Genomic DNA, 26,761 nt, shown 5'->3' on the forward strand with positions numbered 1-26,761 from the left:
GTCGGCGTACATCCATGCACGTCACGCATTTGTCGCTGGCCGACTTCCGCTCGTACGCCCGGGTCGAGGTCCCACTCGACCCGGGCGTCACCGCGTTCGTGGGGCCGAACGGGCAGGGCAAGACGAATCTCGTCGAGGCGGTCGGCTATCTCGCGACGCTGGCCAGCCATCGGGTCTCGTCGGACGCTCCTCTGGTACGGATGGGGGCCGACCGCGCCGTCATCCGGGCCGCCGTCACACAGGGCGAGCGTTCCCAGCTGATCGAGCTGGAGCTCAACCCAGGGAAGGCGAACCGAGCCCGTATCAACAGGTCTTCACAGGTCAGACCTCGTGATGTGCTGGGGATAGTACGGACGGTGCTGTTCGCGCCGGAGGATCTGTCTTTGGTGAAGGGCGATCCGGGCGAGCGGCGACGGTTCCTCGACGAGCTGGTCACGGCGCGGTCGCCGCGGATGGCCGGGGTGCGGTCCGACTACGAGCGGGTGCTCAAGCAGCGCAACACGCTGCTGAAGTCGGCAGCGATGGCGCGACGGCACGGCGGACGCGGGATGGATCTGTCCACGCTGGATGTGTGGGACCAGCATCTGGCGCGGGTGGGGGCGGAGCTGCTGGCACAGCGGATCGATCTGATCGCCGCGATGCAGCCGCTGGCGGACAAGGCGTACGAGGCGCTGGCACCGGGGGGCGGGCCGGTTGCGCTGGAGTACCGTTCCTCCTCTTCTGCCGGCGGCGGGGTCTGTGCGCACGGTCGCGACGAGCTGTACGCACAGTTGATCGGCGCGCTTGCGGAGGTGCGCAAGCAGGAGATCGAGCGGGGTGTGACGCTGGTCGGTCCGCACCGCGATGAGCTGGTGCTCAAGCTGGGGCCGCTGCCGGCGAAGGGGTACGCCAGTCATGGCGAGTCCTGGTCCTACGCGCTGGCGCTGCGGCTGGCTTCGTACGAGCTGCTGCGGGCCGAAGGCAATGAGCCGGTGCTCGTCCTGGATGACGTTTTCGCGGAGCTGGACACGCGGCGTCGGGAGCGGCTCGCGGAACTGGTGGCTCCGGGTGAGCAGGTGCTGGTGACGGCGGCGGTCGACGACGATGTGCCGGGGGTGCTGGCCGGGGCGCGGTTCACGGTGGCCGACGGGGAGGTGGAGCGCGTATGAGCGAAGGGCCGGTGGGGTCCGGGGAGCCTGCGGAGTCGCCGAAGGTGCCCGAGTCGTCGGGCGTTGACCTGGCGCGGGTCGCGCTGCGCGCGGCGAAGGAACAGGCGAAGGCGCAGGGGGCGGCGGCTCAGCAGAAGAAGCAGGCCAGGCGGGGCGGCGGGCTGAGGTCGGGGGCGCGGGCGGACGGGCGTGATCCGCTGCCGCTCGGGGCGGCGATCAACCGGCTGATCACCGAGCGGGGCTGGGAGACGCCGGCCGCGGTGGGCGGCGTGATGGGGCGCTGGCCGCAGATCGTGGGCCCGGACCTGGCGAACCACTGCGTACCGCAGAAGTACGACGAGGACGAGCGTGTGCTGACCGTGCAGTGCGACTCGACGGCGTGGGCGACGCAGCTGCGGTTGCTGGCGCCGCGGCTGGTGGCGCGGCTGAACGAGGACCTGGGGCAGGGGACCGTAAAGCTGATCAAGGTGCTGGGGCCGGGTGGGCCGCCGCGGCGGTATGGGCCGTTGAGGGCGCCGGGGAGTGTGGGGCCGGGCGACACGTACGGCTGAGGGGATCCGTCTCCCCCGTGCCCGCCCCTTTTGCCCGCCCCTTCCCGAACGGGGGCTGCTGGGGTCCCAGAACACGGGGCTGCGCGTTGCTGCGGCGGCTTCGTGCCGTGGTAACGCCGGATGCCGCGGGTCGCCCTTCATACCCGTCGCGGCGGCTTCCCGCCGCGACAGCCCCGCCGTACCCCTGTGTGCCGGGGGCTCCGTGCCCCACCCGCCGACACTGGGCTCGTGGTCGCTCGGGCCCTTCGCGGCGGCTTCGTGCCGTGAGCAGTCCTCCGTACCGCGTGTGGCCAGGCTCCCCGGCCCGATGGCGGGGGTCTCCCTCAGGACCGCCGCGGCAGTGGCCCCGACGTGCCCGCTTTCCGCCAGGCCCGTGCCGCGCCCGGTGTCCGGGGCCCACCCCGCGCCCGTCGCGACAGCTTCGCGCCGCAGCAGCCCCGGTGCGCCCCCCTGAGCGCCGAGCTCGTTCCCGGAGCTCTCCCCCCAGCCGTCGCCCCGCCAAACCCGCCGCTTCCCTGGGCAGGACGAGGCGGGAGAAACCGGACGAGACATGTGAGGTGTCCCTCACGGTAGCCAGTGGTTGACAGGCCGAAGCGCTCAACGCCTGCGTGAGCCTCCTGAAGCCCCTTCCCGGATATGGGGAGTCGGACCGACGTGGTTCAGGGCGGCACATGCGGACTCAGCTACCGGCAAACCCCCATTCGGGTCGGCGGTACCGGTAGACTGATGGGTAATCCCGCCTACTCGCGGAACATGTCGAACGACGCAGCCGCTCCCGCTTGCCCGGAGAACGGCTTGTGCTGTGCCAGAAAGGGCGCTTCGTGGCCGATTCCGGCAACCCCAACGAGAACATTCCGTCCACTCCTGCCGGCGGCAACGGCGAGGTCACAGCCTCGTACGACGCCAGCGCGATCACCGTCCTCGAGGGTCTGGACGCGGTCCGCAAGCGCCCCGGCATGTACATCGGCTCGACCGGTGAGCGTGGACTCCACCACCTTGTGTACGAGGTCGTCGACAACTCCGTCGACGAGGCCCTCGCCGGGCACGCGAACACCATCGACGTCACGATCCTTGCCGACGGTGGCGTGCGCGTGATCGACAACGGTCGCGGTATCCCGGTGGACATCGTCCCGTCCGAGGGCAAGCCGGCCGTCGAGGTCGTGCTGACCGTTCTGCACGCGGGCGGCAAGTTCGGCGGCGGCGGCTACGCCGTCTCCGGCGGACTGCACGGCGTCGGTGTATCGGTCGTCAACGCCCTGTCGTCCAGGGTTTCCGTAGAGGTCAAGCGCGACGGCTACCGCTGGACGCAGGACTACAAGCTCGGTGTGCCCACCGCGCCGCTGTCGCGGAACGAGCCCACCGACGAGACCGGCACCACGGTCACCTTCTGGTCTGATGCGGACATCTTCGAGACGACCGATTACTCCTTCGAGACGCTCTCCCGCCGTTTCCAGGAGATGGCCTTCCTCAACAAGGGCCTGACCCTGAAGCTGACGGACGAGCGCGAGTCGGCGAAGGCCACCGTTGGTGCCGACGCCCCCGAGGAGCCGGACGAGGAGCCGCCCGCCCGCACGGTGGCGTACTACTACGAAGGCGGCATCGTCGACTTCGTCAAGTACCTCAACTCGCGCAAGGGCGAGCTGATCCACCCGACCGTCATCGACATCGAGGCCGAGGACAAGGAGCGTCTGCTCTCGGCCGAGATCGCCATGCAGTGGAACTCGCAGTACACCGAGGGTGTGTACTCCTTCGCGAACACGATCCACACGCATGAAGGCGGTACGCACGAGGAGGGCTTCCGTGCGGCCATGACAGGTCTGGTCAACCGGTACGCGCGCGAGAAGAAGTTCCTGCGGGAGAAGGACGACAACCTGGCGGGCGAGGACATCCGCGAGGGTCTCACCGCGATCATCTCGGTCAAGCTGGGAGAGCCGCAGTTCGAGGGCCAGACCAAGACCAAGCTGGGCAACACCGAGGCGAAGACCTTCGTCCAGAAGGTCGTGCACGAGCACCTCACCGACTGGTTCGACCGCAACCCCAACGAGGCCGCGGACATCATCCGCAAGGCCATCCAGGCGCAGACGGCGCGTGTCGCGGCCCGCAAGGCGCGTGACCTGACCCGCCGCAAGGGCCTGCTGGAGTCGGCGTCGCTGCCGGGCAAGCTGAGCGACTGCCAGTCGAACGACCCGACGAAGTGCGAGATCTTCATCGTCGAGGGTGACTCCGCCGGTGGTTCGGCGAAGTCCGGCCGTAACCCGATGTACCAGGCGATCCTGCCCATCCGAGGCAAGATCCTGAACGTCGAGAAGGCACGGATCGACAAGATCCTGCAGAACACCGAGGTCCAGGCGCTGATCTCGGCTTTCGGCACCGGAGTCCACGAGGACTTCGACATCGAGAAGCTCCGCTATCACAAGATCATTCTGATGGCGGACGCCGACGTCGACGGCCAGCACATCAACACCCTGCTGCTGACCTTCCTGTTCCGCTTCATGCGGCCGCTGGTCGAGGCCGGGCACGTCTATCTCTCGCGCCCGCCGCTCTACAAGATCAAGTGGGGCCGGGACGACTTCGAGTACGCCTACTCGGACCGTGAGCGCGACGCGCTCGTCGAGCTCGGCAAGCAGAACGGCAAGCGGATCAAGGAAGACTCGATCCAGCGCTTCAAGGGTCTCGGCGAGATGAACGCCGAGGAGCTGCGCATCACCACGATGGACGTGGACCACCGTGTGCTCGGCCAGGTCACGCTGGACGACGCGGCACAGGCCGACGACCTGTTCTCCGTGCTGATGGGCGAGGACGTCGAGGCGAGGCGCTCGTTCATCCAGCGCAACGCCAAGGACGTCCGCTTCCTCGACATCTGAGTCGGTCTCAGCTGACCGCTTCGAAAGGATCTTGACCAGCAATGGCCGACGAGAACACTCCCGCCATCACTGAAGAAGAAGAGCAGACTCTGCGGATCGAGCCCGTCGGGCTCGAGACGGAGATGCAGCGCTCGTATCTCGACTACGCGATGTCCGTCATCGTCTCGCGTGCGCTGCCCGACGTACGGGACGGTCTCAAGCCCGTCCACCGCCGTGTGCTCTACGCGATGTACGACGGCGGCTACCGGCCCGAGAAGGGCTTCTACAAGTGCGCCCGCGTCGTCGGCGACGTCATGGGTACGTACCACCCGCACGGCGACTCCTCGATCTACGACGCCCTGGTCCGGCTGGCTCAGCCGTGGTCGATGCGTATGCCGCTGGTGGACTCCAACGGCAACTTCGGTTCCCCGGGCAACGACCCGGCCGCAGCCATGCGGTACACCGAGTGCAAGCTGATGCCGCAGTCGATGGAGATGCTCCGGGACATCGACGAGGAGACCGTCGACTTCCAGGACAACTACGACGGCCGCAACCAGGAGCCGACGGTCCTGCCGGCGCGCTTCCCGAACCTCCTGGTCAACGGCTCGGCCGGCATCGCGGTCGGTATGGCGACCAACATCCCGCCGCACAATCTGCGCGAGGTCGCGGCCGGCGCGCAGTGGGCGCTGGAGCACCCGGACGCTACGCACGAGGAGCTGCTCGACGCGCTCATCGAGCGGATCAAGGGTCCGGACTTCCCGTCCGGTGCCCTGGTCGTGGGCCGCAAGGGCATCGAGGAGGCGTACCGCACCGGTCGTGGCTCCATCACGATGCGCGCGGTCGTCGAGGTCGAGGAGATCCAGAACCGCCAGTGTCTGGTGGTCACGGAGCTTCCGTACCAGACCAACCCGGACAATCTCGCGCAGAAGATCGCCGACCTGGTGAAGGACGCCAAGATCGGCGGCATCGCGGATGTGCGGGACGAGACCTCGTCCCGCACCGGCCAGCGCCTGGTCATCGTGCTCAAGCGGGACGCCGTCGCCAAGGTCGTGCTGAACAACCTCTACAAGCACACCGATCTCCAGACGAACTTCGGCGCGAACATGCTGGCTCTGGTCGACGGCGTGCCGCGCACGCTGTCGCTGGACGCCTTCATCCGCCACTGGGTGCACCACCAGATCGAGGTCATCGTCCGGCGCACGAAGTTCCGTCTGCGCAAGGCGGAGGAGCGGGCGCACATCCTGCGCGGTCTGCTCAAGGCGCTGGACGCGATCGACGAGGTCATCGCGCTGATCCGGCGCAGTGACACGGTCGAGATCGCGCGCGAGGGCCTGATGGGTCTGCTCTCGATCGACGAGATCCAGGCCAACGCCATCCTCGAGATGCAGCTGCGCCGACTGGCAGCCCTGGAGCGGCAGAAGATCGTCGCCGAGCACGACGAGCTGCAGGCCAAGATCAATGAGTACAACGCGATCCTGGCCTCGCCCGGGAAGCAGCGTCAGATCGTCAGCGAGGAACTGAACGTCATCGTCGAGAAGTTCGGCGATGACCGGCGTTCCAAGCTGGTGCCCTTCGACGGTGACATGTCCATCGAGGACCTGATCGCCGAGGAGGACATCGTCGTCACCATCTCGCGTGGCGGCTATGTGAAGCGTACGAAGACGGACGACTACCGCTCGCAGAAGCGCGGCGGCAAGGGCGTCCGCGGTACGAAGCTGAAGGAAGACGACATCGTCGACCACTTCTTCGTCTCGACGACGCACCACTGGCTGCTGTTCTTCACCAACAAGGGTCGGGTCTACCGCGCCAAGGCGTACGAGCTTCCCGACGCCGGCCGGGACGCGCGCGGCCAGCACGTCGCCAACCTGCTGGCCTTCCAGCCGGACGAGCAGATCGCCGAGATCCTGGCGATCCGCGACTACGACGCCGCGCCCTATCTGGTGCTCGCCACCAAGGGCGGTCTGGTGAAGAAGACGCCGCTCAAGGACTACGACTCGCCCCGGTCGGGCGGTGTCATCGCGATCAACCTCCGGGAGACGGAGGACGGCAGCGACGACGAGCTGATCGGCGCGGAGCTGGTGTCGGCAGAGGATGATCTGCTGCTCATCAGCAGGAAGGCGCAGTCGATCCGGTTCACCGCCACGGACGATGCGCTGCGTCCGATGGGGCGGGCGACATCGGGTGTGAAGGGGATGAGTTTCCGTGAGGGCGACGAGCTCCTCTCGATGAATGTTGTCCGGCCGGGTACGTTCGTGTTCACTGCCACCGATGGCGGGTACGCGAAGCGGACCGCTGTCGACGACTATCGCGTCCAGGGTCGTGGCGGCCTCGGTATCAAGGCCGCCAAGATCGTGGAGGACCGCGGTTCGCTCGTGGGTGCGCTGGTGGTCGAGGAGACGGATGAGATCCTCGCCATCACGCTCGGCGGCGGTGTGATTCGTACGCGAGTCAATGAAGTCAGGGAGACGGGCCGTGACACCATGGGCGTCCAACTGATCAACCTGGGCAAGCGCGATGCCGTGGTCGGTATCGCTCGTAACGCCGAGGCCGGTCGTGAGGCCGAAGAGGTCGAAGGGACCGTAGAGGCCGACGTTGAGACGGTCGAGGCGGCAGTCGAGGGCACTGAGCCCTCGGCCGGGGAGCACGAGGAGTAAAGCGTGAGTGGAGCCACGGGCGCCGGATCGGCCGCTTCCGGAGCGAGCGGTGCCCGTGGCCCTGCCGCGGACTCCCAGGGGGTTACGGTGGCGGGCACCCGGGGGCCCCAGCCCCCGTACGAGACATACGGCGGCGAGCAGCCGGCGCAGCCGTACCACCCGCCCCAGGCGTATCCCTCGCCGCCGGGCGTGGACCAGGCGCAGGGCGGACAGCAGGCGGGCACCGCCGTGCGGCGGCCGCGGACCGGGGCGCGTACGACGCCGCGCACCCGCAAGGCGCGGCTGCGGGTGGCCAAGGCCGACCCGTGGTCGGTGATGAAGGTCAGTTTCCTGCTCTCCATCGCGCTGGGCATCTGCACGGTGATCGCGGCCGCGGTGCTGTGGATGGTCATGGACGCCATGGGCGTCTTCTCCACGGTTGGCGGGACGATCAGCGAGGCCACCGGCTCGAACGAGAGCAATGGTTTCGATCTTCAGTCGTTCCTGTCGCTGCCGAGGGTGCTGGTCTTCACCTCGGTCATCGCGGTGATCGATGTGGTGCTGGCCACAGCGCTGGCGACGCTCGGGGCGTTCATCTACAACCTGTCCGCAGGTTTCGTCGGCGGTGTCGAGCTCACGCTGGCGGAGGACGAGTAACCGATTTTGGCGCTGCCAGGCACGTGCGCTAATCTTCAGAGGTCAGCGCAGAGCGCGGCGGGGCTATAGCTCAGTTGGTTAGAGCGCATCCCTGATAAGGATGAGGCCACAGGTTCAAATCCTGTTAGCCCCACCAGCCGAAAGACCCCCAGGTGATCAAGCCTGGGGGTCTTTTGCATCAGTAGCTGACATCAGCCGATGAGCGGATCTTCCAGTGGTCAGCGAGCAGAGCCGCCTCACGCCGATCTTCGCCCGCTGTCTTCCGCTCGAGCTCTTGCAGGAACCGCCGTTCCTCCGGCGCGCCGACTCTCAACTTGGGCAGGGCAGCACGGCCTGAGACGACTCGGTCTCGAGGTCTGTCAGCACCAGGCCGTCGTCATCGCGCTGAGTGTCCGGATCACTTGACCGCACTCACTCGTGCCGACTGAGTTTGCCGTGGTGGCGCGGGGCCAGAGGCTAGGTTCAGCGCCATGATCACTCAGATAGTGACGCTGGTTGGCGTCCTGATCGGTGCCTTGACCTCATTTCTGGCCACGACGATGGCTGAGCGTGCCCGCTACCAACGGGCCATGACGACCCGCTGGGACGAACGCAAGCTCGACACGTACATCGAGTACGCCTCGTGCGTGAAAGAGATATCCAGTACCGCGAAACGAGCCCGGCAGGCGGAGGCGGGAACGGAGACGCACGCAGAGTATTCCGCAGCCATGGAGGCGGCCGAGCTGAGGCGCTCGGTGCTCTTCGAGACCTTGGTCCTTCTGGCCTCGCCGGCGGCGATCAAGGCTGCCCACGAGGTCAACCTTGTCCTGTGGCAGGAGGTGATCGCGACTCGCAACAACAACGGGACGCCGGTGCAGGGGGATCTCGTGGCCCTGATGAACGACTACCACGAGCGGGCCCGGATCGATTTGGGCATCCCCCGCAGCCCCTGGCAGCAATAGGACCCCGGGTTTCTCTACCTCAATTCAAGGCTCGCCGCGCGACCCGGGGTTCGGGGGCAGGGGTGGATACGGTGCGTCCGGCTGTCATCGGAGCATCGTCCCGGGCGGCATCAGTGCGGTACAGAGATGCCGTCCCCCACGGTGCTCGTCGGGCGCACGCACCGTGTCAAGCCCGGTGTTTTTACCGACATCAGCGCCTGACACCAACAGGCACGAACGGCGACGGTTACGGCCGGACCCAAGCGGCCACCTACCCAGGTGAAACGGCTGCATCCCTTGGCGTAGCAGGGGTGAGACCGACCTGATAGGGATGAGGCCACAGGTTCAAACCCTGTTAGTCCCACAGTTGTGTTTCGGCCCGGACGGAGATTCTCCGTCCGGGCCGATCGCTTTCTCCGAAGCCGTAGTTGGGGCGCACGCAGGTCACCGATCGGTATCGGTCGGTGTGTATAGTCGGGCGCCAGAAGTCCTCATACGTCAAGGAAAGACGAGGTCGCGCGGTGAAGAAGCTTCTCCTGGTCGCACTGGCCGCCATCGGCGGGCTCCTCGTGTACCGCCAGATCCAGGCGGATCGCGCCGAGCAGGATCTGTGGACGGAGGCGACCGACTCCGTGCCCGCAGGTTCGGGTGTGTGAGACGCAGCAGTCTTGGATCACTGAGCCCCGGTCGCAGAAGCGGCCGGGGCTTCGTGTTGCCCGGGCAAGGGTGGCCGGTGCTGTTGCGGGACCGTGACAACGCCCCTCTTGAGTTCACCTCCGCAAATCACTAGGTTGCAAGAGCAAACTTTGGGGTTTTGGGAGGGGACACGGGTGAAGGCACGACTGGGCTGCCGGTCGACGGTGGCAACGATCGGCGTGGCGCTGCTCGCCCTGGCGGTCGGGCCGCTGTCTGCGGCGAGCGCGGCGGGGCGGGCAGAGGCGGGGCGGGCGGCGCAGCCCCGGCAGGCAGGGCAGGCGGAGATGCCGGACGGAAAGAGCGGCCTGGTGATGGTGCTCGACTCCTCCGGCTCCATGGCCGAAGACGACGGCACGGGCCGGACCCGGATGGAATCCGCCCGCACGGCCGTCGGAACCGTCGTGGACGCCCTTCCGGACGGCTTTCCCACCGGCCTGCGGGTCTACGGCGCCGATCGGCCCAAGGGCTGCACCGACACCCGACTGGCCCGGCCCGTGCGGCCACTGGACCGGGCGGCCATGAAACAGGCTGTGGGCGCCGTACGACCCAAGGGCGACACTCCCATCGGGCTGTCGCTGCGGAAGGCCGCCCAGGACCTGCCGAAGTCCGCGGACGGCGCGATCGGGACACGCACGATCCTGCTGATCTCCGACGGCGAGGACAACTGCGGCTCCCCCCAGCCCTGCGAGGTTGCCGAGCAGCTCTCCAAGGACGGTGTCGGGCTGCGTATCGACACCGTCGGCTTCCAGGTGCGGGGCGCGGCACGGCAGCAGCTGGAGTGCATCGCGAAGGCGGGCAACGGCCGCTACTACGACGCGCCCGACGCCAAGGCGCTCGCCCGCCAGCTGCAGCGCTCCGCACAGCTGTCCGCGGCCGGTTACCGCTTCCGCGGCAAGCCGGTCGAGGGCGCCCTGAAGCGGAACGCGGCCCCCGCTCTCGTACCGGGGCAGTATCTGGACACCATCGGACCCGGCGAGCAGCGCTACTACGCGGTCGACCTGGACGCCGAATCGACTGTGGACTTCTCGGCGACGGCGGTGCCTCAGCCCGGGGCGGCGGTCGACACCTTCGACGTCCTGCGCACCAGCATCGCGTACGGCACCGACAGTTCCTGCGGGAGCAGCACCGAGCGCTTCTTCCAGAAGGAGGGCGCGACCCCGCTGACCTCCGCAGTCGCCCGGATCCCGAGCGAGAAGGGCACAGGCGGCTGTGACAGGGCCGGACGGTACTGGCTGGTCGTCGAGCGGGAGAGCAAGAAGAACTCGGACGCCGCGCGCTGGCCGCTGGAACTGACGTACGGGAACGAGAAGCCCCTGGCCAAGGATGTGACGCCCGCTCAGTCGCAGCCGGAGTACGGGCAGGGCGACAAGGACGCCCTGCTGCCGACCGGAGACCCTCGGGACGTGACGGGCGGCACCGGCTTCAACGACGCCAAGGAACTCGGGCAAGGCGTGTGGCGGGACAAGATCCTGCCGTCGCAGACGCTCTGGTACAAGGTCCCGGTCGGCTGGGGGCAGCAGCTCCGGTACGACGTGGAGTTCGCCAACGAGCCGAGCGTGGAAGGCTCTTCCTCCGTCTGGTCCTACGGAGCCACGCAGGTCTTCACGCCGGACCGGGCGCCGGTCGGCGGCGGCACCGGGGAGTTCAGCCCGCAGAACATCTACAACGGGCGGCCCATGGCGCTGGAGATGGGCACTGTGCCGGTTGCCTGGACCAACCGCCATGAGTCCAGCCCCAACGTCGTCCCGGTGCACACCCGAGGCGGTTTCTACATCGCCGTCACGCTGGGTGCGAAGGCGGCCGAAATCGCCGAGAACCCGCACATCGGTGTGGTGGTAAGGGTGGCGGTGCTGGGCGACGAACTGGCAGGTCCGCAGCACGACGCTCCCGCCCTGGCGAAGAAGGCGGACAAGCAGGGTGATTCGGCCGCCCGCGAAGACAGCGAAGCGGCCGCCGGGGCAGGATGGACCGGCACTGAGGCCGCGACGGCCGCAGGCGGCGCGGTCATCCTGATCGCGATCCTCGTACTCGTACTGGTGCGGCGCAGGTCAGCCACGGGTACGGCCGCCGATGCGGTCACCCAGACGGCCACGGACACGGGCACCGACACAACAAGGAGAAGCGCGTGAAGAGGCAGCGCGGCAGAGGCCGGGTGACGCTGGCCTGCATGGCGGCGATGTGCGCGGTGGCGGCGCTGTCCGGGCCGTCATGGGCGGCCGGCGAACCCAATCCGTACTCCTTCGACAGCGCGGCGAAGCCCGTCCAGGGCACGGCGTCCAACACCGCCGGGCCGCCCCTCAGAGCCGGATCGACCTACAAGGATTCGATCAAGCGCGGCGAGAAGCGTTACTACCGCGTCGATCTGGACGACAGGACCAACGCGTACATCTCCGCGACGGCCGTCCCGAAGCTGGCCACCAAGGTCGCGTACTCGGACAAGCTCACGGTGAGCATCGAGGACCGCTCGGGCGTCAAGTGCAGTGACAAGTACGCCCAGTTCGGCTCCGCCGAGTACGCCAGGCCGGTCGCCGCGTACGCGTACCGGACGATCGACAAGGAGAGCAGCAACTGCCAGGAGGCCGGCACGTACTACGTTCTCCTGGAGCGGACCAGCGATGTGACCTCCACGCCCGAGGCATGGGACGTCGAGATGCGTTTCGCCTCCGAGCCCGGGCTGAAGGAGGCCGCTCCTACCGCACCGGCCGAGAACTGGCCCTCCGCATCTCCGGCGGCCCCCGCGGGCGGCCCGAAGAAGCGCACGGGCGGAACGAGTTTTTCCGACGCCACCGGTCTGAAGGAGGGCGAGTGGCAGGACGAGATCACCCCGGGCCAGACGCTCTTCTACCGGGTGCCGGTGGACTGGGGACAGCAGATCTTCGCCAGCGCCGACCTCGGTACGAGCACGGCGCCCGACAGTGCCCAGAGCGTCAGTCAGGCCCTCGTGCTGGCCTTGCACAACCCCGCCCGCGGGTACGTGCAGAACAACGGGAACGTCTACTACGACGGCAAGCAGAAGTCGGTCGCGCTCGACCCGCTGCCTCCGGTGGCGTACGAGAACCGGTACGACTCCGACAGTTCCGCCAGCGCCATGCGCTTCGCCGGCTGGTACTACCTGTCGGTCACTCTCAACCCGGAAATCGCCCAGGAGTACGGCACGAAGCCGATTCCGCTGACCCTTCGGGTGAACATCGAGGGCACGGCGACGGGCGCTCCGGCGTACGCGGGGCCGGCCGGGGACTTCCAGGTCACCCAGGAAGACGAAGAGGCGGCGGACAGCGGGAAGAGCGCTCCTGAGGCGGCGAAGAGCGACACGATGAAGCTGGTCGCCGCCGCCGGGATCGGCGCGGGGGCCGTGCTGGGGCTGGGGCTCGGGGCGTGGATGCTGCTCGCGCGGCGGCGGACGGCTGCGCTGCCGGCGGCGCCAGCTCAGTTCCCGGCTCATGGGCAGGTGCCCGGGCAGGTGCCGACGCACGGGCAGACGCCGGGGCAGGGCCAGATGCCGGGGCAGGGCCAGGGCCAGGCGCCGGGGCAGTACGGCTCGCCCCCCGCCTGGTAGTTCGGGCCTGGTGGTTCAGGCCTGTTGGTTCAGGCCTGGGTCAGCGCCCAGATGCCGACCGCGAAACAGAGCAGCGCAATGATCAGCACCGGGACCGCAACCTTCGGGGGCGGTCCCGGTCGCTTGTGGGCCGCCTGCGGAACCGGCGCGTGTGGGAGCGGAACCTGCGGGCTCTGAGCGGTGTAAGCACGAGTAAGAGCTTGTTCGTACTGCACCGGGGCAGTAGGGGCGGTCTGGCCGGTCGGGGACTGCGCGGGCTGTTCGGGCGCCGGGGCGTAAAGGGGGGAGACGCTGTGCACCGGTACGGGGGTGGGGGTCGGTGTTGGTTCCGTGGCCGCAGGCATGGGGGGAGGAGTGGACGGCTGCGCCGCCGTGTACGGGAGTTGTGCGGGCGGCTGCTGAGGTGGCGGGGCCAGATGGAAGCTGCCCGTCTCCGACGGCGGAGGCTGCTGCTGCGCGGGAGCCTGGACGGACTGTTGCACGGGGGGCTGGGGCCGCTGAGCTGCCTGGGGGTCGGCTACAGGACCGGTGGGGCCGAATCCGGCGGGAAGCGGCCCGATCTGGTCGAAGACCTCGACCGGCTCGTCATCGGCGCCTGTGTCCGGAAGCAGCTCGACGGCAGCCGTGAGCGCCTTGCGCGCCCCCGTGGCGGTACGGAACCTCACCTGCGGATCGGGCTGCAACAGACCGGCAAGCACCTGCCACAGCGGTTCCGGGATGCCTTGGGGTGCGCCCGGAGTGCCGTGGTTGGCGAAATGCTCGACAAGAGCCCTGGAGTCGGGCTTCTGGCCCTGGAGGAGATAGAGCGCGACGAGACCGACCGCGAAGAGATCCGCCGTGAAGTCCGGCTCCGCGCCGAGCATCTGCTCGGGCGCGAAGTAACCGGGCGTGCCCACCACATAGTTGGTCTCGGTCAGCCGCGGTTCGCCCTTGCGCATGGAGATCCCGAAGTCGGACAGCCGCAGATGCGGCCGCCCGGCTCCAGTGGCCTCGAGCAGGATGTTGGCCGGCTTGATGTCGCGGTGCACGACCCCCTCCGCGTGCACCGCGGCCAGTCCGGACAGCAGCTGATCGAGCAGGGTGCAGACAAAGCGGGGCGGCAGTGGACCGTAGTCGCCGATGACGTGCGCCAGCGACCCGCCGCTCACCAGATCCATGGTGAACAGCACCTTGTCGTCGTCCGCGGCCCAGCTGGCCGGGGCGAGTACATGAGGATGATCGATCCGAAGGGCCTGCTCGCGGACGAAGCGCAGCAGCGTGTGCGCATCGCTCTGCTGGAGGACCTTGGCTGCCACATAGCGACGGCGCCGGTGGTCCCAGGCACGCCAGACCGCGCCGACACCACCGCGTCCGATCGGGTCGATCAGTTCGTACCGACCAGCGAAAACCTCACCCATTGCGCTGCGCCCGCTCCCCGTTCCCTAGTGAGGCGTCTGCCTCGGTCAGCTCTGGTGCGACTCGTAGTGGGCGACCGCGTCGGCGGTGCGCCCCGCGCCGTACACCCGGAGGAACTCTGCCAGCTCGGGGTGGCTCGGTGCGAGGGAGTCCGCCGCATCGATGATGTCGCCCGCGGCCGCCACCGACCGCAGCAGCGACTGGATCTCGCGTACGACACGGCGCACCGTCGGCGCACCCGAGCTGCTGGTGCTCTGGCTGGTGCCGGTCAGAACGGAGCCGCCCTGGGACTTCTTGACCTCTTCCATCCGGTCGGTGGCCTCGGCCGCGCTGACACTGCCGTCGGCGACCTGACTCGCCAAATCCTGCAGCGCCTGGACCCGTTGGACCACCGCGGGGTTACCGATCTTGGCGCGCTGGCCGCTCATCAGCTGGGAGAGCATGGGGGCCGACAACCCGAGTACCGACGCGAGCCGGGCCTGGTTCAGACCAAGATCATCGATGAGCCGGCGGAAGAGCGCCCCCAGCGGCTCTCCGTACCAGCTGCGCTGCAGCTCTCTGGCTCTGGCGGTCGTTTCCTGCTGAGCTGCGTCCATTGCGTCTCCCCATCGCTTCCCCAAAGCGGGCTTCGCTGCTGCGAACCACGTCGAGCATCTTACGGAGAGTGGTCGCCCACCGGGAGTCCCAATCCTTTTGCAGGATCCGGGGGGTGACCCGGTACTCTGGTCTGCGGCGGTGGCCGAGGCAGGTATCTGCTCGGTCCTACCCAACCCTTCCGGGGCCTTAGCTCAGTTGGTAGAGCGCTGTCTTTGCATGGCAGATGTCAGGGGTTCGACTCCCCTAGGCTCCACAGCACCGAAGGCGCTCCGACCTGTCCAGGACAGATCGGAGCGCCTTTTTTGCTGGCTTGCGGCCCGCTCACGCGGCGGATCAGGCCATCACTGGACCATCCGGGTGGTGTTCATCCGAAGAACTGCCCAGCGGCGGCGTCGCTCCCCCACTTCTCGAGATGCGTACACATCATGAGAAAGGTATGTAGATCGCTCAACCCGAAAGCGAGGGGTCATGACCGCCTGCAAGGTCAAGAATCTGTGGACCGCATTCATTGCCGCGTTCTTTGCGCTGCTTGCCTCGATGGGACTGACCACCGCGGCCACCGCCGCGCAGCAGCCCGCCCCGCAGACACCGGATCAGCCGGCTCTGCCGAGCCTGCCCAAGCAGATGCGTGCGCAAGCCCTACGGACGACGTTGCCCGCGCCGGGTACCCGATGGAGCCCAACGGCACGCGACAGGTCACTGCCACCCACGATCAAGCAGCGTATTCGCGCCGAAGCCCACGGCTCCTCGCCCGCCACCCGGCACCTCCACGCGATCGACGCCGATGCCGACGACTCACCGGGCTGCGCCTCCGGGGCCGCGCCCACCGCCGGGTCCGGGCCCGCCTCCGCGTCTCCCCCGGAACCGGCGCTCGCCGCGGCATGAGGCGCCGGGAGCACTCACATCTCCCGGCGCCACCGGCCACAGGGGCGGTATCCGGTCAGCGGAGATCGTCGCGATCCCCAGCCTCCGCCTCGTTCTGCTTAGCCTGCACCTCAGGGTCGAGATCATCCTGTCCACTGCCGTCGACGGACGACAGCGGGGCGCGGTCGGAGACCTCCGTGGCAGCAGGCGGTTCCACCAGCCAATCGGGGTTGGCCTGCTTGTCCCACCACTTCCAAGCGGCGACAGCTCCACCGGCCAGCACGCCGATGACGGCAAGACCCTTGGCGAGCCGTGCGGCCTTGGACCGCCGTTCGTGCTTCCTCACCAACTTCTGAATCTCCTTGGCCGTCACCTGTCCGCGCAGTGCGGCCAGCGCGGCAGCCGAGCGGGCCACGGCCTCCTCCCGTACAGGCTGAGCGACCGCCATCGCGTGCTCGACACGCGGAACGGTGTAGTCCGCCGCCTGACGAGCGGCCTTCCGAGCCTTGTGCGCGGCTCGGTGTGCGGCCTTGTCCACTTTCGGCGGCACATGCGGCGCGACAAATACGTCGTACTGAACACGGGCCTGACCAGCGGCCTTCGAGACTGTGGGCGCCAGCCGTTCGCGGGCCTCCTGCGCATAATGCGCGGCCTGCTCCTTGGCCGTCCCGGCGTAGGGCGCCACCACTTCCGCGGCGTGCAGGACGCTCTCCTTCGCCGTACCGGTCGCGGCGCGCACGCTGTCCATGCGGGTCACGGGATCCTCCTCATCGGTGGCGTTCTGGGGGTCTGGGGTTTATCCCCAGTTGGGCACAGTTTCGCCTTTCCACCCGTTTGAAAATCATGCCTGTTGAGTGCCGCCTCGGCATGTGGGGCGGGCATCCGGGTCATGTAGGGAGCTTGCGGACGACGATGCCACGGTTCGCCTCATAACGCGCCGCTCCGGCGATGACTCGGCGGCTTTTATCCGTAGGCGTCTCCCCCGTGCGAGGATCGACGGACCTCAGAGAAGACTTACGGAAGGCAGATCGTGGCCGAGCAGCTTTACGCCACCTTGAAGACCAACCAAGGCGACATCGAAATCCGGCTTCTGCCGAACCACGCGCCCAAGACGGTCAAGAACTTTGTCGAGCTCGCCCAGGGCGAGCGTGAGTGGACCCACCCGGCGACCGGCAAGAAATCCACGGACAGGCTGTACGACGGTACGGTCTTCCACCGTGTGATCGGCGGCTTCATGATCCAGGGCGGCGACCCGCTCGGCAACGGCACCGGCGGCCCGGGCTACGAGTTCCAGGACGAGTTCCACCCGGACCTCGCCTTCGACAAGCCGTACCTGCTCGCCATGGCCAACGCCGGCCCGGCCACCAACGGCTCGCAGTTCTTCATCACCGTGTCGCCCACCGCCTGGCTCACCCGCAAGCACACCATCTTCGGTGAGGTCAGCAACGACGCGGGCAAGAAGGTCGTGGACGCCATCGCGGGCGCCCAGACCAACCCGCGCACCGACCGCCCGCTCAACGACGTCGTGATCCAGTCGGTCGTCGTCGAGACCCGCGAAGGCTGATCCCCGGGGCTTGGTCCCCGGGTGTGGTCCCAGACGTGATTCCGGGCTCGGCCCTGCGCCGATTCTGAGTGTGAGCCCGGGCCTGGTCCCCAGGGGAACCATTTCGCGCCGCCCGTCCGTAAGGATGGACGGGCGGTGTGTTGAGTTAGGGAGATTGAGGGGACCTCATGGACCAGGCGTCAGGCAGTCCACAGGAGCCGCAGGACGCGCACGGCCTGCCGAGCTGCTACCGGCATCCGGGTCGCGAGACGGGCATCCGCTGCACCCGCTGTGAGCGGCCGATCTGCACGGACTGCATGGTCAGCGCATCGGTCGGATTCCAGTGCCCGGAGTGCGTGCGTACCGGTTCGGGTACGGGGCACGCACCGTCCGCGAACCAGCCACGGACGGTCGCCGGGGGTTCTGTCGCCGCTGACCCGCGACTGTTGACCAAGATCCTGATCGGGCTCAACCTGGCCGCCTTCCTGGTGCAGCTGTCGGTCGGGGACCGATTCACCGACCAGTTCGACTTGATCGGGCGGGCCTTCGTCCCGGAGCTCGGATCGGTCGAGGGCGTCGCCGAAGGACAGTGGTATCGCCTGGTGACGGCGATGTTCCTGCACGGCGGCTACGTCCACATCGCCTTCAACATGCTCAGCCTGTGGTGGATCGGTGGCCCGCTGGAAGCTGCCCTGGGCCGCGTCCGCTACCTCGCCCTCTATCTGCTCTCCGGCCTGGCGGGCAGTGCGCTCACGTATCTGATCGCCGGCTCGAACGAGCCGTCGCTGGGCGCCTCGGGTGCCATCTTCGGACTGTTCGGCGCGACCGCCGTTCTCATGCGCCGGCTGAACTACGACATGCGGCCGGTCATCGCGCTGCTGGTGATCAACCTGATCTTCACCTTCGGGTGGCCCAGCATCGCGTGGCAGGCCCACGTAGGCGGGCTCGTTGCCGGTGTCGTGATCGGGTACGCCATGGTGCACGCTCCGGCTGAGCGCCGCACCCTCGTTCAGGTCGGGACCTGTGCACTTGTCCTTCTGGCGACCGTGGGTATGGCGCTGGCCAGAACCGCTTCGCTCACCTGAGCGTGACCTTTCCCCAAAGTTGTCCACAGCGTGTGTCGGATCTTGTGCATGCTGTGGGGAACAAGCGTGCCCCTTGTCGCTGAGCTGGGCTTTCCCAGTAGAGACAAGGGGCGGGTCGCTTCACCAACATGGCCGATGCAGTCACACCGGCGTCAACGTTCCGAGAGTTATCCACAGATCGTCAGACCTTTTCCCCTGCTGTGGACAACGCTGTGGATAACCTCAGGGCAGAGCTTGACGGGCGGGCTGCGAAACAGCTACTTCCACTGGGTGGAGACGCCGAAGCCGGCGGCGATGAAACCGAAGCCGGCGACGATGTTCCAGTTGCCGAAGCTCTTGATCGGCAGATCGCCCTCGGTCACATAGAAGAGAACGATCCAGGCGAGCCCGATGAGAAACATCGCGAGCATCACCGGTGCGACCCAGCTGCGGCTTGTCAGCTTTATGCTCGTCGCCTGCTTCGATGCCGGCGGCGGCGTGAAGTCGGCCTTCTTGCGGATACGTGACTTCGGCACGAGGGACTCTCCTGTCGATGCGCTGCGTGACCGCGCAGGGAACTGTGGCTGGCGCCGGGGCTGGAGCGAGGGGGAACGCTGCCGCCCCCGGGCGTCCGTTAGCGTAGTGCTTCCGCGGCGCCTGAGGAGATAAGGGTACGTTGAGCAATTCTGCCGACTTCCCCAAGGGCCGGTTCAGCGCTTCGACGGAGAGGGAGAGGTGCGAAGTCCGATGAGGGGTGGTGGCTGGGTGACGGGCGGAACGGTCCGGCTGCTGACGGCTGCCGTATTCGCTCTTGCCGGGCTCATCTTCGTCACTAGCTTCAACACTGCCAAGGGCACCAACATCCGCACGGACGCCTCGCTGCTGAAGCTCTCCGACCTGATCGAGCAGCGCAGCACCAAGAACGGTGCTCTCGACGAGTCCACCGCGGCGGTACGCGACGATGTCGACGCCCTCGCCCGGCGCGACGACGGCTCCACCAAGGCCGAGGACGTGAGGCTGAACGCCCTGGAGCAGGCCGCGGGCACCAAGAAGATCAGCGGGCCGGTCGTCACCGTCACTCTCAACGACGCCCCGCCGAACGCACAGGCCGCCCCCGGCTACCCCGAGCCGCAGGCCAATGACCTGGTGATCCACCAGCAGGACCTGCAGGCCGTCGTCAACGCCCTGTGGAAGGGCGGCGCCAAGGGCATCCAGGTCATGGACCAGCGGCTGATCTCCACCAGCGCCGTGCGGTGTGTGGGAAACACGCTGATCCTCCAGGGCCGCGTCTACTCCCCGCCGTACAAGATCACCGCTGTAGGTGACCAGAGTGCCCTCAAAAAGGCGCTCACCGCCTCCCCGGCGATCCAGAACTACCAGCTGTATGTGAAGGCGTACGGCCTCGGCTGGAAAGTCGGCGAGCATGAGGCGGTGACTCTCCCCGGCTACTCGGGCACAGTGGATCTCCACTACGCGAAGCCCGTGGGGTAGTTCGGGCGGGGCTGGGCAGTGCTTGGGGGAGCCGGTGTCGGTGCGTCTGATCGTCAGGACCTTCAGTGAACTCTGCATCACCGTCGGCACCTTGATCATGCTCTTTGTGGTGTACGTGCTGTTCTGGACCGGTATCAAGGCCGGCAGTGCCACGGACGGCCAGATCGACCAGCTCCAGGACAGGTGGTCGCAGGGTCCGGTCGCGGCTCCCGCGCCCGATCGCACAGTGACTCCCGGCCCGAAGGCCTACGAAGACGGAAAGCCTTTCGCGGTCATGTACATCCCCCGCTTCGGCACGAGCTGGGACTGGCCGGTTCTGGAGGGCACCGAGGTGCGTACCCTCCACAAGGGCCTCGGCCACTACACCTCCACCGCCGCGCTCGGCGGCAGCGGCAACTTCTCGGTCGCCGGCCACCGCCGCACGTACGGCGACCCGTTCAAGGACTTCCCGAAGCTGCGTCCGGGGGACGCGGTCGTGCTGACGGACGGTACGACCTGGTTCACGTACCGCATCGACAAGAGGCCCTACCGGACCGTGCCGAGCGATGTCGGCGTCATCGACCCCGTCCCTGGCAAGTCCGGATTCGACGGCCCGGGACGCTATCTGACGCTGACCACCTGCGATCCGGAATGGGGCAGCAGCCACCGGCTGGTCGCCTGGGCGCATCTGGACGCCACCCAGCCTGTGACCGACGGCAAACCGGAAGCTTTGCGCAGCTGACCCATGTACCTCTGCAGCCCTTTAGTCTGGTGCGGTACCGAACGGAAAGGGACAGCATGTACGGCTGGATCTGGCGGCATCTGCCGGGCAACGCATGGGTGCGGGCGTTCATCTCGCTCGTGCTCGCTCTCGCGGTCGTCTACGTGCTGTTCCAGTACGTCTTCCCGTGGGCGGAGCCGCTGCTCCCGTTCAACGATGTGACGGTCGACGGGGCGGGGGCGGCCCGATGAGCGCACGCATCCTCGTCGTCGACAACTACGACAGCTTCGTCTTCAACCTCGTCCAGTACCTGTACCAGCTCGGTGCCGAGTGCGAGGTCAGGCGCAACGACGAGGTCGAACTCGCGCACGCGCAGGACGGTTTCGACGGCGTACTGCTGTCCCCCGGTCCCGGAGCGCCCGAGCAGGCCGGTGTGTGCATCGACATGGTGCGGCACTGCGCGGATACCGGTGTTCCGGTTTTCGGCGTCTGTCTGGGGATGCAGTCGATGGCGGTGGCGTACGGCGGTGTGGTGGACCGCGCCCCCGAGCTGCTGCACGGCAAGACATCGCTGGTCACACACGAGGGCAAGGGCGTCTTCGCCGGGCTGCCCTCGCCGTTCACCGCGACCCGCTACCACTCGCTGGCCGCCGAGCCGGCGGATCTGCCGGACGAGCTGGAGGTCACGGCGCGGACGGCGGACGGCATCATCATGGGGCTGCGCCACCGTGAACTGGCCGTCGAGGGAGTGCAGTTCCACCCCGAGTCGGTCCTCACCGAGCACGGCCATCTGATGCTCGCCAACTGGCTGGAGCAGTGCGGCGACACCGGGGCGATCGGCCGTTCGGCGGGGCTCGCACCGGTGGTGGGCAAGGCCTTGGCGTGAGCGCCGCAGGCCCTGAGGACGGGTACGACCCGCTGACGGACCCGCTGCCGCCGGGGGAGCACGGCTCGCCGTGGTTCCGGGCGCCGGGCGTTCCGGAGCCGGAGGAGCCGCAACCGCAGCCTCAGGAGTGGTCCGGATACGGTCAGTACGACGCGGGCGATCCTCAGGGCTATCAGCGGGACTGGTACGTACAGCCGGAGCCGATTCCCGCACCGCAACGACTGTCCGCGCCGCAACCAATGTCAGCGCCGTCACCAGAGCCAGCGCCGATGCAGATGGCCGACCCGATGCCCGTACCGGACGACGAGACCGTCGCGCTGCGTACGTCGGACACGCGTCGCGCGGCAGAGACCCCTGCCGGTCCAGGGCGGGCCGAGCGCCGCAAGGCGGCCAAGGGCGGCCGGGGCCGTAGGCGGTCTCAGCCCGCTGCCGCCGCTGTCACCGCCTCGGCCGACTCCGGGTCCGCCAGGCCTCTTTCGCGTGTCGAGGCCCGCCGTGCCGCGCGTGCGCTCAAGGACAGCCCCGCCGTCATCGCCAGCCGCGCCATCGGCGAGCTCTTCATCTCCTTCGGCGTGCTGATGCTGCTGTTCGTCACGTACCAGCTCTGGTGGACGAACATACGCGCGGGGCAGGAGGCCGGCCAGGAGACGAACAAGATCCAGGACGACTGGGCGAAGGGCCGTAAGCCCGGCGCGTTCGAGCCCGGCCAGGGCTTCGCCATCATGCACATCCCCAAGCTGGATGTGGTCGTCCCGATCGCCGAGGGCATCAGCAAGCACAACGTCCTCGACCGCGGCATGGTCGGTCACTACGGCGAGGGCAAGCTCACGACCGCGATGCCCGCGGACAAGTCGGGCAACTTCGCGGTCGCGGGGCACCGCAACACTCACGGCGAACCGTTCCGTTACATCAATCGTCTCAACCCGGGGGACCTGGTCGTCGTTGAGACTCAGGACGCGTACTACACGTACAAGATGGCGCGTACCCTCCCCCAGACCTCGCCGTCGAACGTAGGAGTGATCGGTCCGGTGCCGGCCGGCTCCGGATTCACCGAGCCGGGCAGGTACATCACGTTGACGACGTGTACACCGGAATTCACGAGTACGTATCGATTGATCGTGTGGGGCAAGATGGTCGAGGAACGGCCGCGCAGCAAGGGCAAACCCGATGCGCTTGTCGGCTGAACGCTGTGGGACTTCAAGACGGGAACAGGTGCAGTGTCACGTGCGCGTAGCCGGATCGCCGGCGCCATCAGTGTCTTCGGCGAACTGCTGATCACCGCGGGCCTGGTGCTGGGGCTCTTTGTCGTCTACTCACTGTGGTGGACGAACGTTCTCGCCGACCGTGAGGCCTCCAAGCAGGCCGACCGGATGCGCGACGGCTGGAACGGCGCTCCTGGCGCGCTCGACACCAAGGGCGGCATCGGCTTCCTCCACGTGCCCGCCATGAACAACGGCGAGGTGCTCGTGAGGGAGGGCACCGACACCAAGAGCCTCAACAACGGCATCGCGGGCTACTACGCGGACCCGATCAAGTCGGCGCTCCCCTGGGACAGCAAGGGCAACTTCACGCTGGCCGCGCACCGGGACGGGCACGGGGCGAAGTTCCACAACATCCACAAGCTGAAGAACGGCGATCCGATCGTCTTCGAGACCCGGGACACCTGGTACGTCTACAAGGTCTACAACGAGCTCAAGGAGACCTCCAAGTACAACGTGGATGTGCTGAGGCCGGTCCCGAAGGAGTCGGGGAAGTCGAAGCCGGGCCGCTACATCACGCTGACGACGTGCACGCCCGTCTACACCTCGGACTACCGCTACATCGTGTGGGGCGAGCTGGCGCGTACGGAGAAGGTCGACAAGGACCGTACGCCGCCGGTGGAGCTGCGCTGACAGACCTCCTTGAAGGACACCAGTCGTTCCAGGCCGGCCGGGGCCCGATGTCGCACTTGCCTTTGCGGCTTCGGGTCCTTTCTGTGCCGCGTCGGCTATCCGAGCGCGTTCAGCGCCGTGCCCGCGCTCCAGGCCTCCAGCAGCCCTCGGTGTACCGCGGTGACACCGCCCTCGGCTGAGATGTTGAGGGCGTCCCGGGTGAACGGGCACGTCGCTACATAGAGCGCGACGTCGGCCTTGTGCAGCACCTTGGCGGCCCCGAGGAACTTCTGGACGTCGGGGCTCGTCACGGAGTTGTGGGGCGCGAACCTCTTGCACTGGACGACGACCGGTCGTCCGTCAGGGGTACGCCCGGTGATATCCACGCCCCGGTCACCATGACCGCCTCGTACGACGACGTCGGTGCAGCCGTCCCGGCGCAGCAGGCCGGCGATGTGCTCCTCGAACTCGGAGCCGTTCATGGCGTCGATGGCGGCCATGACTCCGGCGAGTGGCCGGTCTTTCCGTGGGCCTTCGAGCCGCCGTAGCCGGGTGTGGTGGTGGCAGAGTCTGCGCTCGACGCGTTGGATGTCCTGGCGCAGGGCGATCAGTTCCTTTCGGTGCTCGCCCGAATTCTCGATGAGGGCGTTGAACATGGGGACGACGGCTGTGCCGAGGATGTGGGTGATGCGCCGGTCGATGTGGCCGTCGAGGGAGTCGGCGGGACTGTAGGCGGAGTTGTCCACAGGTGCGGTGCGTGCCATGTACTCCATGTCGAGGAGGTACGTACGCACCTGACGTGCGACTTCGCTGTCGCGGAGGAGCATGGCGACGTTGAGGACGGCTCGACGTGGCCAGAGGGCCATCCCTGAACGGGGCTGTGGATAACTTTCACGACAGGAACTCAGCGTGAGTTCCTTAAATTTCTGCAGCTCAGCGCCGCGCAGGACCCGTAGACCGTTTGCCTCGAGCTCTTCACGGTGTCGGCTGAGAAGGTTGTTGATCACGGTCTCGGCGACCTCGAAGTAGACGGCGACCATCGCCGTCGTCACATGTATGCCATCCGGCAGTAGGACAGCGCCTTGACCCTCTCAAGCACTTCTGTTCGCGCGACCACACCCTCGCGCAGCGACCTCGACTCCAGCAGTACAGCTTCGTTGAGCACGTGCCCGCCCCTGTCTACTCGTGTAACTGACGCTGCGGCGGTGGAGCCTGAGTCCCGCCCCATCCAGCACAACGAGTCGGGACATATGAAGACACGACCGATGGTCGAGAACGTGCGCGACGTGGTCGACGGCACAGGAAGAGCCCCGGCACCCTTGGTCGGGTGCCGGGGCTTCTGCCGTACGGAATACGGGGCGCGGAGGGGCCGCTAGCCGAAGATTCCCCCGTTGCCGCCGCCGTTCCGGCCACCCCCGCCGTCACCGGCGATGGTCCTCACATTGACCTGCTGATTCGGCGTCGCAGGCTGACCGGCCTGCGGGTCCTGGATGATGACCTTGGCGTTGTCGTCGTTCGGGCCGTCGACGGTGCCGAGCTGCAGTCCCGCCTGGGCGAGGAGCTGCTTGGCCTGGCCGAGCGTCTGGTTGAACAGCTGGGGCACCTGGGCGGTCTGCTGCGGCGGTCCCTTGGAGACCTTCAGCGTGACCGTGGCTCCCTTGGCGGCCTTCGAGTTGCCCGGCGGGTCCTGCTCGGTGACCTGACCCGCGGGCTGCTCCGCGTCGATGTCGTTCCGGACAACCGTGAAGCCGAGGGTCTCCAGCTGGTTCTTGGCGGCGTCGAACTGCTGGCCCACGACCGGAGGGACGTTGATCTTGGTCTGCTTGGCCACGGTGAGGGTGACCGTCGAGTTCTTTTCGGCCTGAGAGCCGCCCTGTGGGTCCTGGCTGATCACTGTGCCCGGCTCCCGGTCGGACTCGACCTCCTTGGTCTCGACCTTGAAGACCTTGCTCACCAGGATGTCCGTCGCCTTGTCGACAGGCTTGTCGGTGACGTCGGGGACCTCGATCTTGGGGGCGCCCTCGGAGACGACGACCTGGATCGTCTCTCCTTGATTCATCTTGCCGTCTTTGGGGGTCTGGCTGCAGATGCTGTTCTTCGGCTGGTCGCACCGCTGAGTGCCGGATTTGGCGATCTTGACGCCCGCGTTGATCACCAGCTGTTCGGCTTCCGGGTACGGCTTGCCCACGAGCAGCGGCACCGGCACCTTGCTGCTGCCGTCGGTGCCGCCGAAGACGGATTTGCCGATCAGTACCGCTCCGACCAGCACCAGGATGCCCGCGAGTACGAGCAGGATCGTGGAGGTGTTCGACTTCTTCTGGCGGCGACGGTCCGGGCGGTCGTCGTAACCGCCGTAGCCGCCGTCGTCCGGGTTCACCGGCGGGAGCATCGAGGTCTGGCCGGCCGGGTCGGTCTGGCGCAGTGCCGTGGTCGGCTGGTCGTCCGGGCTGTAGCCGCCGTAGCCGGCCGCGCCCATCGCCGCCGTCGCCGCGACCGGCTGGCCGTCGAGGCAGGCCTCGATGTCGGCGCGCATCTCGTCGGCCGACTGGTAGCGGTAGTCGGGGTCCTTGACCAGCGCCTTCAGCACGATCGCGTCCATCTCGGGCGTGATCTCGGGGTCGAAGTTGCTGGGCGGCTGCGGCTCTTCCCGTACGTGCTGATAGGCGACCGCAACCGGGGAGTCCCCGACGAACGGCGGCCGGACCGTCAGCAGCTCGTAGAGCAGACAGCCGGTGGAGTAGAGGTCGGAGCGGGCGTCGACCTGCTCGCCCTTGGCCTGTTCCGGGGAGAGGTACTGGGCGGTGCCGATCACGGCCGCGGTCTGCGTCATCGTCATTCCGGAGTCGCCCATCGCGCGGGCGATGCCGAAGTCCATGACCTTGACCTGGCCGGTGCGCGTCAGCATGACGTTCGCCGGCTTGATGTCGCGGTGGACGATGCCGGCGCGGTGCGAGTACTCCAGTGCCTGGAGGATGCCGATGGTCATCTCGAGCGTGCGCTCGGGCAGAAGTCTGCGCCCGGAGTGCAGCAGCTCTCTGAGCGTGGACCCGTCGACGTACTCCATCACGATGTACGGGATCGAGACCCCGTCGACGTAGTCCTCGCCCGTGTCGTAGACCGCGACGATCGCCGGGTGGTTGAGCGAGGCGGCCGACTGGGCCTCACGGCGGAACCGGGCCTGGAAGGACGGGTCACGGGCAAGATCGGCCCGCAGCGTCTTCACGGCGACGGTGCGGCCGAGCCGGGTGTCGTGGGCGAGGTAGACCTCCGCCATGCCACCACGGCCGAGCACCGAGCCCAGTTCGTACCGGCCGCCCAGGCGACGCGGCTCTTCCATAGCTGTTCC

Annotated in this window: 24 protein-coding genes and 2 tRNA genes; 20 read left to right on the forward strand and 6 right to left on the reverse strand. The window is 67.6% G+C overall.

Going from position 1 to position 26,761, the window contains the following annotated elements; translation table 11 throughout:
- The first annotated feature begins 14 nt into the window (after positions 1 to 14).
- The 10 genes from recF (at position 15) to OG966_RS20325 (ending at position 13,004) form a co-directional block, all read left to right on the forward strand.
- Positions 15 to 1,148: a DNA replication/repair protein RecF gene (gene recF, locus OG966_RS20280; protein ID WP_326651152.1), complete on the forward strand. Its 1,134-nt coding sequence runs from the start codon at positions 15 to 17 to the stop codon at positions 1,146 to 1,148.
- Positions 1,145 to 1,699, forward strand: a complete 555-nt coding sequence (locus tag OG966_RS20285; RefSeq protein ID WP_326651153.1) for a DUF721 domain-containing protein — start codon at positions 1,145 to 1,147, stop codon at positions 1,697 to 1,699. The genes recF and OG966_RS20285 overlap by 4 nt, the downstream gene beginning before the upstream one ends.
- Before the next feature lie 797 nt (positions 1,700 to 2,496).
- A complete protein-coding gene (gene gyrB / locus OG966_RS20290) occupies positions 2,497 to 4,563 on the forward strand; it encodes a DNA topoisomerase (ATP-hydrolyzing) subunit B (RefSeq protein ID WP_326651154.1) in 2,067 nt (688 codons plus the stop codon).
- Between the two features lie 41 nt (positions 4,564 to 4,604).
- Positions 4,605 to 7,196 carry a DNA gyrase subunit A gene (gene gyrA / locus OG966_RS20295; RefSeq protein WP_326651155.1) on the forward strand — a complete coding sequence of 864 codons (2,592 nt, stop codon included), beginning with the start codon at positions 4,605 to 4,607 and terminating at the stop codon, positions 7,194 to 7,196.
- A gap of 3 nt (positions 7,197 to 7,199) precedes the next feature.
- Positions 7,200 to 7,832, forward strand: a complete 633-nt coding sequence (locus OG966_RS20300; protein WP_326651156.1) for a DUF3566 domain-containing protein — start codon at positions 7,200 to 7,202, stop codon at positions 7,830 to 7,832.
- Positions 7,833 to 7,891: 59 nt separating this feature from the next.
- Positions 7,892 to 7,968, forward strand: a tRNA-Ile gene (locus tag OG966_RS20305).
- A gap of 334 nt (positions 7,969 to 8,302) precedes the next feature.
- Positions 8,303 to 8,773, forward strand: a complete 471-nt coding sequence (locus OG966_RS20310) for a hypothetical protein (RefSeq protein WP_326651157.1) — start codon at positions 8,303 to 8,305, stop codon at positions 8,771 to 8,773.
- Positions 8,774 to 9,273: 500 nt separating this feature from the next.
- A complete protein-coding gene (locus OG966_RS20315; protein WP_003958712.1) occupies positions 9,274 to 9,408 on the forward strand; it encodes a DLW-39 family protein in 135 nt (44 codons plus the stop codon).
- 174 nt (positions 9,409 to 9,582) lie between these two features.
- On the forward strand, positions 9,583 to 11,577 hold the full coding sequence (locus tag OG966_RS20320; protein ID WP_326651158.1) for a vWA domain-containing protein: 1,995 nt from the start codon (positions 9,583 to 9,585) through the stop codon (positions 11,575 to 11,577).
- Positions 11,574 to 13,004, forward strand: a complete 1,431-nt coding sequence (locus tag OG966_RS20325) for a hypothetical protein (RefSeq protein WP_326651159.1) — start codon at positions 11,574 to 11,576, stop codon at positions 13,002 to 13,004. The genes OG966_RS20320 and OG966_RS20325 overlap by 4 nt, the downstream gene beginning before the upstream one ends.
- A gap of 29 nt (positions 13,005 to 13,033) precedes the next feature.
- On the opposite strand, the gene OG966_RS20330 is transcribed toward OG966_RS20325, so the two are convergent.
- Together OG966_RS20330 and OG966_RS20335 are read right to left on the reverse strand one after the other, a co-directional pair.
- The gene (locus OG966_RS20330; protein ID WP_326651160.1) at positions 13,034 to 14,401 is read right to left on the reverse strand and encodes a serine/threonine-protein kinase; all 1,368 of its coding nucleotides are present in this window, start codon (positions 14,399 to 14,401) and stop codon (positions 13,034 to 13,036) included.
- Between the two features lie 45 nt (positions 14,402 to 14,446).
- On the reverse strand, positions 14,447 to 14,995 hold the full coding sequence (locus OG966_RS20335) for a helix-turn-helix domain-containing protein (protein WP_326651161.1): 549 nt from the start codon (positions 14,993 to 14,995) through the stop codon (positions 14,447 to 14,449).
- Positions 14,996 to 15,176: 181 nt separating this feature from the next.
- On the opposite strand from OG966_RS20335, the gene OG966_RS20340 reads away from it, so the two are divergent.
- Positions 15,177 to 15,249: transfer RNA gene (locus tag OG966_RS20340), tRNA-Ala, on the forward strand.
- 215 nt (positions 15,250 to 15,464) lie between these two features.
- Positions 15,465 to 15,881, forward strand: a complete 417-nt coding sequence (locus OG966_RS20345) for a DUF6344 domain-containing protein (protein ID WP_326651162.1) — start codon at positions 15,465 to 15,467, stop codon at positions 15,879 to 15,881.
- 55 nt (positions 15,882 to 15,936) lie between these two features.
- Here the strand turns inward: OG966_RS20345 and OG966_RS20350 are convergent, their stop codons facing one another.
- Positions 15,937 to 16,617 carry a DUF5324 family protein gene (locus OG966_RS20350; RefSeq protein WP_326651163.1) on the reverse strand — a complete coding sequence of 227 codons (681 nt, stop codon included), beginning with the start codon at positions 16,615 to 16,617 and terminating at the stop codon, positions 15,937 to 15,939.
- 273 nt (positions 16,618 to 16,890) lie between these two features.
- On the opposite strand from OG966_RS20350, the gene OG966_RS20355 reads away from it, so the two are divergent.
- Positions 16,891 to 17,424, forward strand: coding sequence for a peptidylprolyl isomerase (locus OG966_RS20355; protein WP_326651164.1), 534 nt, complete (start codon positions 16,891 to 16,893; stop codon positions 17,422 to 17,424).
- A 167-nt stretch (positions 17,425 to 17,591) separates the two neighbouring features.
- Positions 17,592 to 18,488: a rhomboid family intramembrane serine protease gene (locus OG966_RS20360; protein ID WP_326651165.1), complete on the forward strand. Its 897-nt coding sequence runs from the start codon at positions 17,592 to 17,594 to the stop codon at positions 18,486 to 18,488.
- 257 nt (positions 18,489 to 18,745) lie between these two features.
- On the opposite strand, the gene crgA is transcribed toward OG966_RS20360, so the two are convergent.
- Positions 18,746 to 19,003: a cell division protein CrgA gene (gene crgA / locus OG966_RS20365; RefSeq protein WP_326651166.1), complete on the reverse strand. Its 258-nt coding sequence runs from the start codon at positions 19,001 to 19,003 to the stop codon at positions 18,746 to 18,748.
- A 211-nt stretch (positions 19,004 to 19,214) separates the two neighbouring features.
- Between crgA and OG966_RS20370 the strand changes: the two genes are divergently transcribed.
- The 6 genes from OG966_RS20370 to OG966_RS20395 are packed head-to-tail and all read left to right on the forward strand — an operon-like array spanning position 19,215 to position 23,436.
- Complete coding sequence (locus OG966_RS20370; RefSeq protein ID WP_406731500.1) at positions 19,215 to 19,958, forward strand: DUF881 domain-containing protein; 744 nt, start codon at positions 19,215 to 19,217, stop codon at positions 19,956 to 19,958.
- Positions 19,959 to 19,992: 34 nt separating this feature from the next.
- Positions 19,993 to 20,679, forward strand: a complete 687-nt coding sequence (locus tag OG966_RS20375) for a class E sortase (protein ID WP_326651168.1) — start codon at positions 19,993 to 19,995, stop codon at positions 20,677 to 20,679.
- A 56-nt stretch (positions 20,680 to 20,735) separates the two neighbouring features.
- Positions 20,736 to 20,909, forward strand: coding sequence for a hypothetical protein (locus OG966_RS20380; protein WP_307662312.1), 174 nt, complete (start codon positions 20,736 to 20,738; stop codon positions 20,907 to 20,909).
- On the forward strand, positions 20,906 to 21,544 hold the full coding sequence (locus OG966_RS20385) for an aminodeoxychorismate/anthranilate synthase component II (protein WP_326651169.1): 639 nt from the start codon (positions 20,906 to 20,908) through the stop codon (positions 21,542 to 21,544). The genes OG966_RS20380 and OG966_RS20385 overlap by 4 nt, the downstream gene beginning before the upstream one ends.
- Entirely contained in the window at positions 21,541 to 22,728 is a 1,188-nt protein-coding gene (locus tag OG966_RS20390) for a class E sortase (RefSeq protein WP_326651170.1), read from the forward strand. The genes OG966_RS20385 and OG966_RS20390 overlap by 4 nt, the downstream gene beginning before the upstream one ends.
- 33 nt (positions 22,729 to 22,761) lie before the next feature.
- Entirely contained in the window at positions 22,762 to 23,436 is a 675-nt protein-coding gene (locus tag OG966_RS20395) for a class E sortase (RefSeq protein WP_326651171.1), read from the forward strand.
- A gap of 95 nt (positions 23,437 to 23,531) precedes the next feature.
- Here OG966_RS20395 and OG966_RS20400 read toward each other — a convergent pair whose 3' ends face one another.
- Together OG966_RS20400 and pknB are read right to left on the reverse strand one after the other, a co-directional pair.
- Positions 23,532 to 24,467, reverse strand: coding sequence for a restriction endonuclease (locus OG966_RS20400; RefSeq protein WP_326651172.1), 936 nt, complete (start codon positions 24,465 to 24,467; stop codon positions 23,532 to 23,534).
- Positions 24,468 to 24,787: 320 nt separating this feature from the next.
- Positions 24,788 to 26,752: a Stk1 family PASTA domain-containing Ser/Thr kinase gene (gene pknB, locus OG966_RS20405; RefSeq protein WP_326651173.1), complete on the reverse strand. Its 1,965-nt coding sequence runs from the start codon at positions 26,750 to 26,752 to the stop codon at positions 24,788 to 24,790.
- Positions 26,753 to 26,761 lie beyond the last annotated feature (9 nt).

This window comes from Streptomyces sp. NBC_01750 (assembly GCF_035918095.1).
Lineage (GTDB): Bacteria > Actinomycetota > Actinomycetes > Streptomycetales > Streptomycetaceae > Streptomyces.

What these genes read in the sequence shown, in the direction of transcription:
- recF (WP_326651152.1), top strand. Translation starts at nt 15, where the DNA reads ATGCACGTCACGCATTTGTCGCTGGCCGACTTCCGCTCGTACGCCCGG.
- OG966_RS20285 (WP_326651153.1), top strand. Translation starts at nt 1,145, where the DNA reads ATGAGCGAAGGGCCGGTGGGGTCCGGGGAGCCTGCGGAGTCGCCGAAG.
- gyrA (WP_326651155.1), top strand. Translation starts at nt 4,605, where the DNA reads ATGGCCGACGAGAACACTCCCGCCATCACTGAAGAAGAAGAGCAGACT.
- OG966_RS20310 (WP_326651157.1), top strand. Translation starts at nt 8,303, where the DNA reads ATGATCACTCAGATAGTGACGCTGGTTGGCGTCCTGATCGGTGCCTTG.
- OG966_RS20330 (WP_326651160.1), bottom strand. Translation starts at nt 14,401, where the DNA reads ATGGGTGAGGTTTTCGCTGGTCGGTACGAACTGATCGACCCGATCGGA.
- OG966_RS20335 (WP_326651161.1), bottom strand. Translation starts at nt 14,995, where the DNA reads ATGGACGCAGCTCAGCAGGAAACGACCGCCAGAGCCAGAGAGCTGCAG.
- OG966_RS20345 (WP_326651162.1), top strand. Translation starts at nt 15,465, where the DNA reads ATGACCGCCTGCAAGGTCAAGAATCTGTGGACCGCATTCATTGCCGCG.
- OG966_RS20360 (WP_326651165.1), top strand. Translation starts at nt 17,592, where the DNA reads ATGGACCAGGCGTCAGGCAGTCCACAGGAGCCGCAGGACGCGCACGGC.
- OG966_RS20370 (WP_406731500.1), top strand. Translation starts at nt 19,215, where the DNA reads ATGAGGGGTGGTGGCTGGGTGACGGGCGGAACGGTCCGGCTGCTGACG.
- OG966_RS20380 (WP_307662312.1), top strand. Translation starts at nt 20,736, where the DNA reads ATGTACGGCTGGATCTGGCGGCATCTGCCGGGCAACGCATGGGTGCGG.
- OG966_RS20385 (WP_326651169.1), top strand. Translation starts at nt 20,906, where the DNA reads ATGAGCGCACGCATCCTCGTCGTCGACAACTACGACAGCTTCGTCTTC.
- pknB (WP_326651173.1), bottom strand. Translation starts at nt 26,752, where the DNA reads ATGGAAGAGCCGCGTCGCCTGGGCGGCCGGTACGAACTGGGCTCGGTG.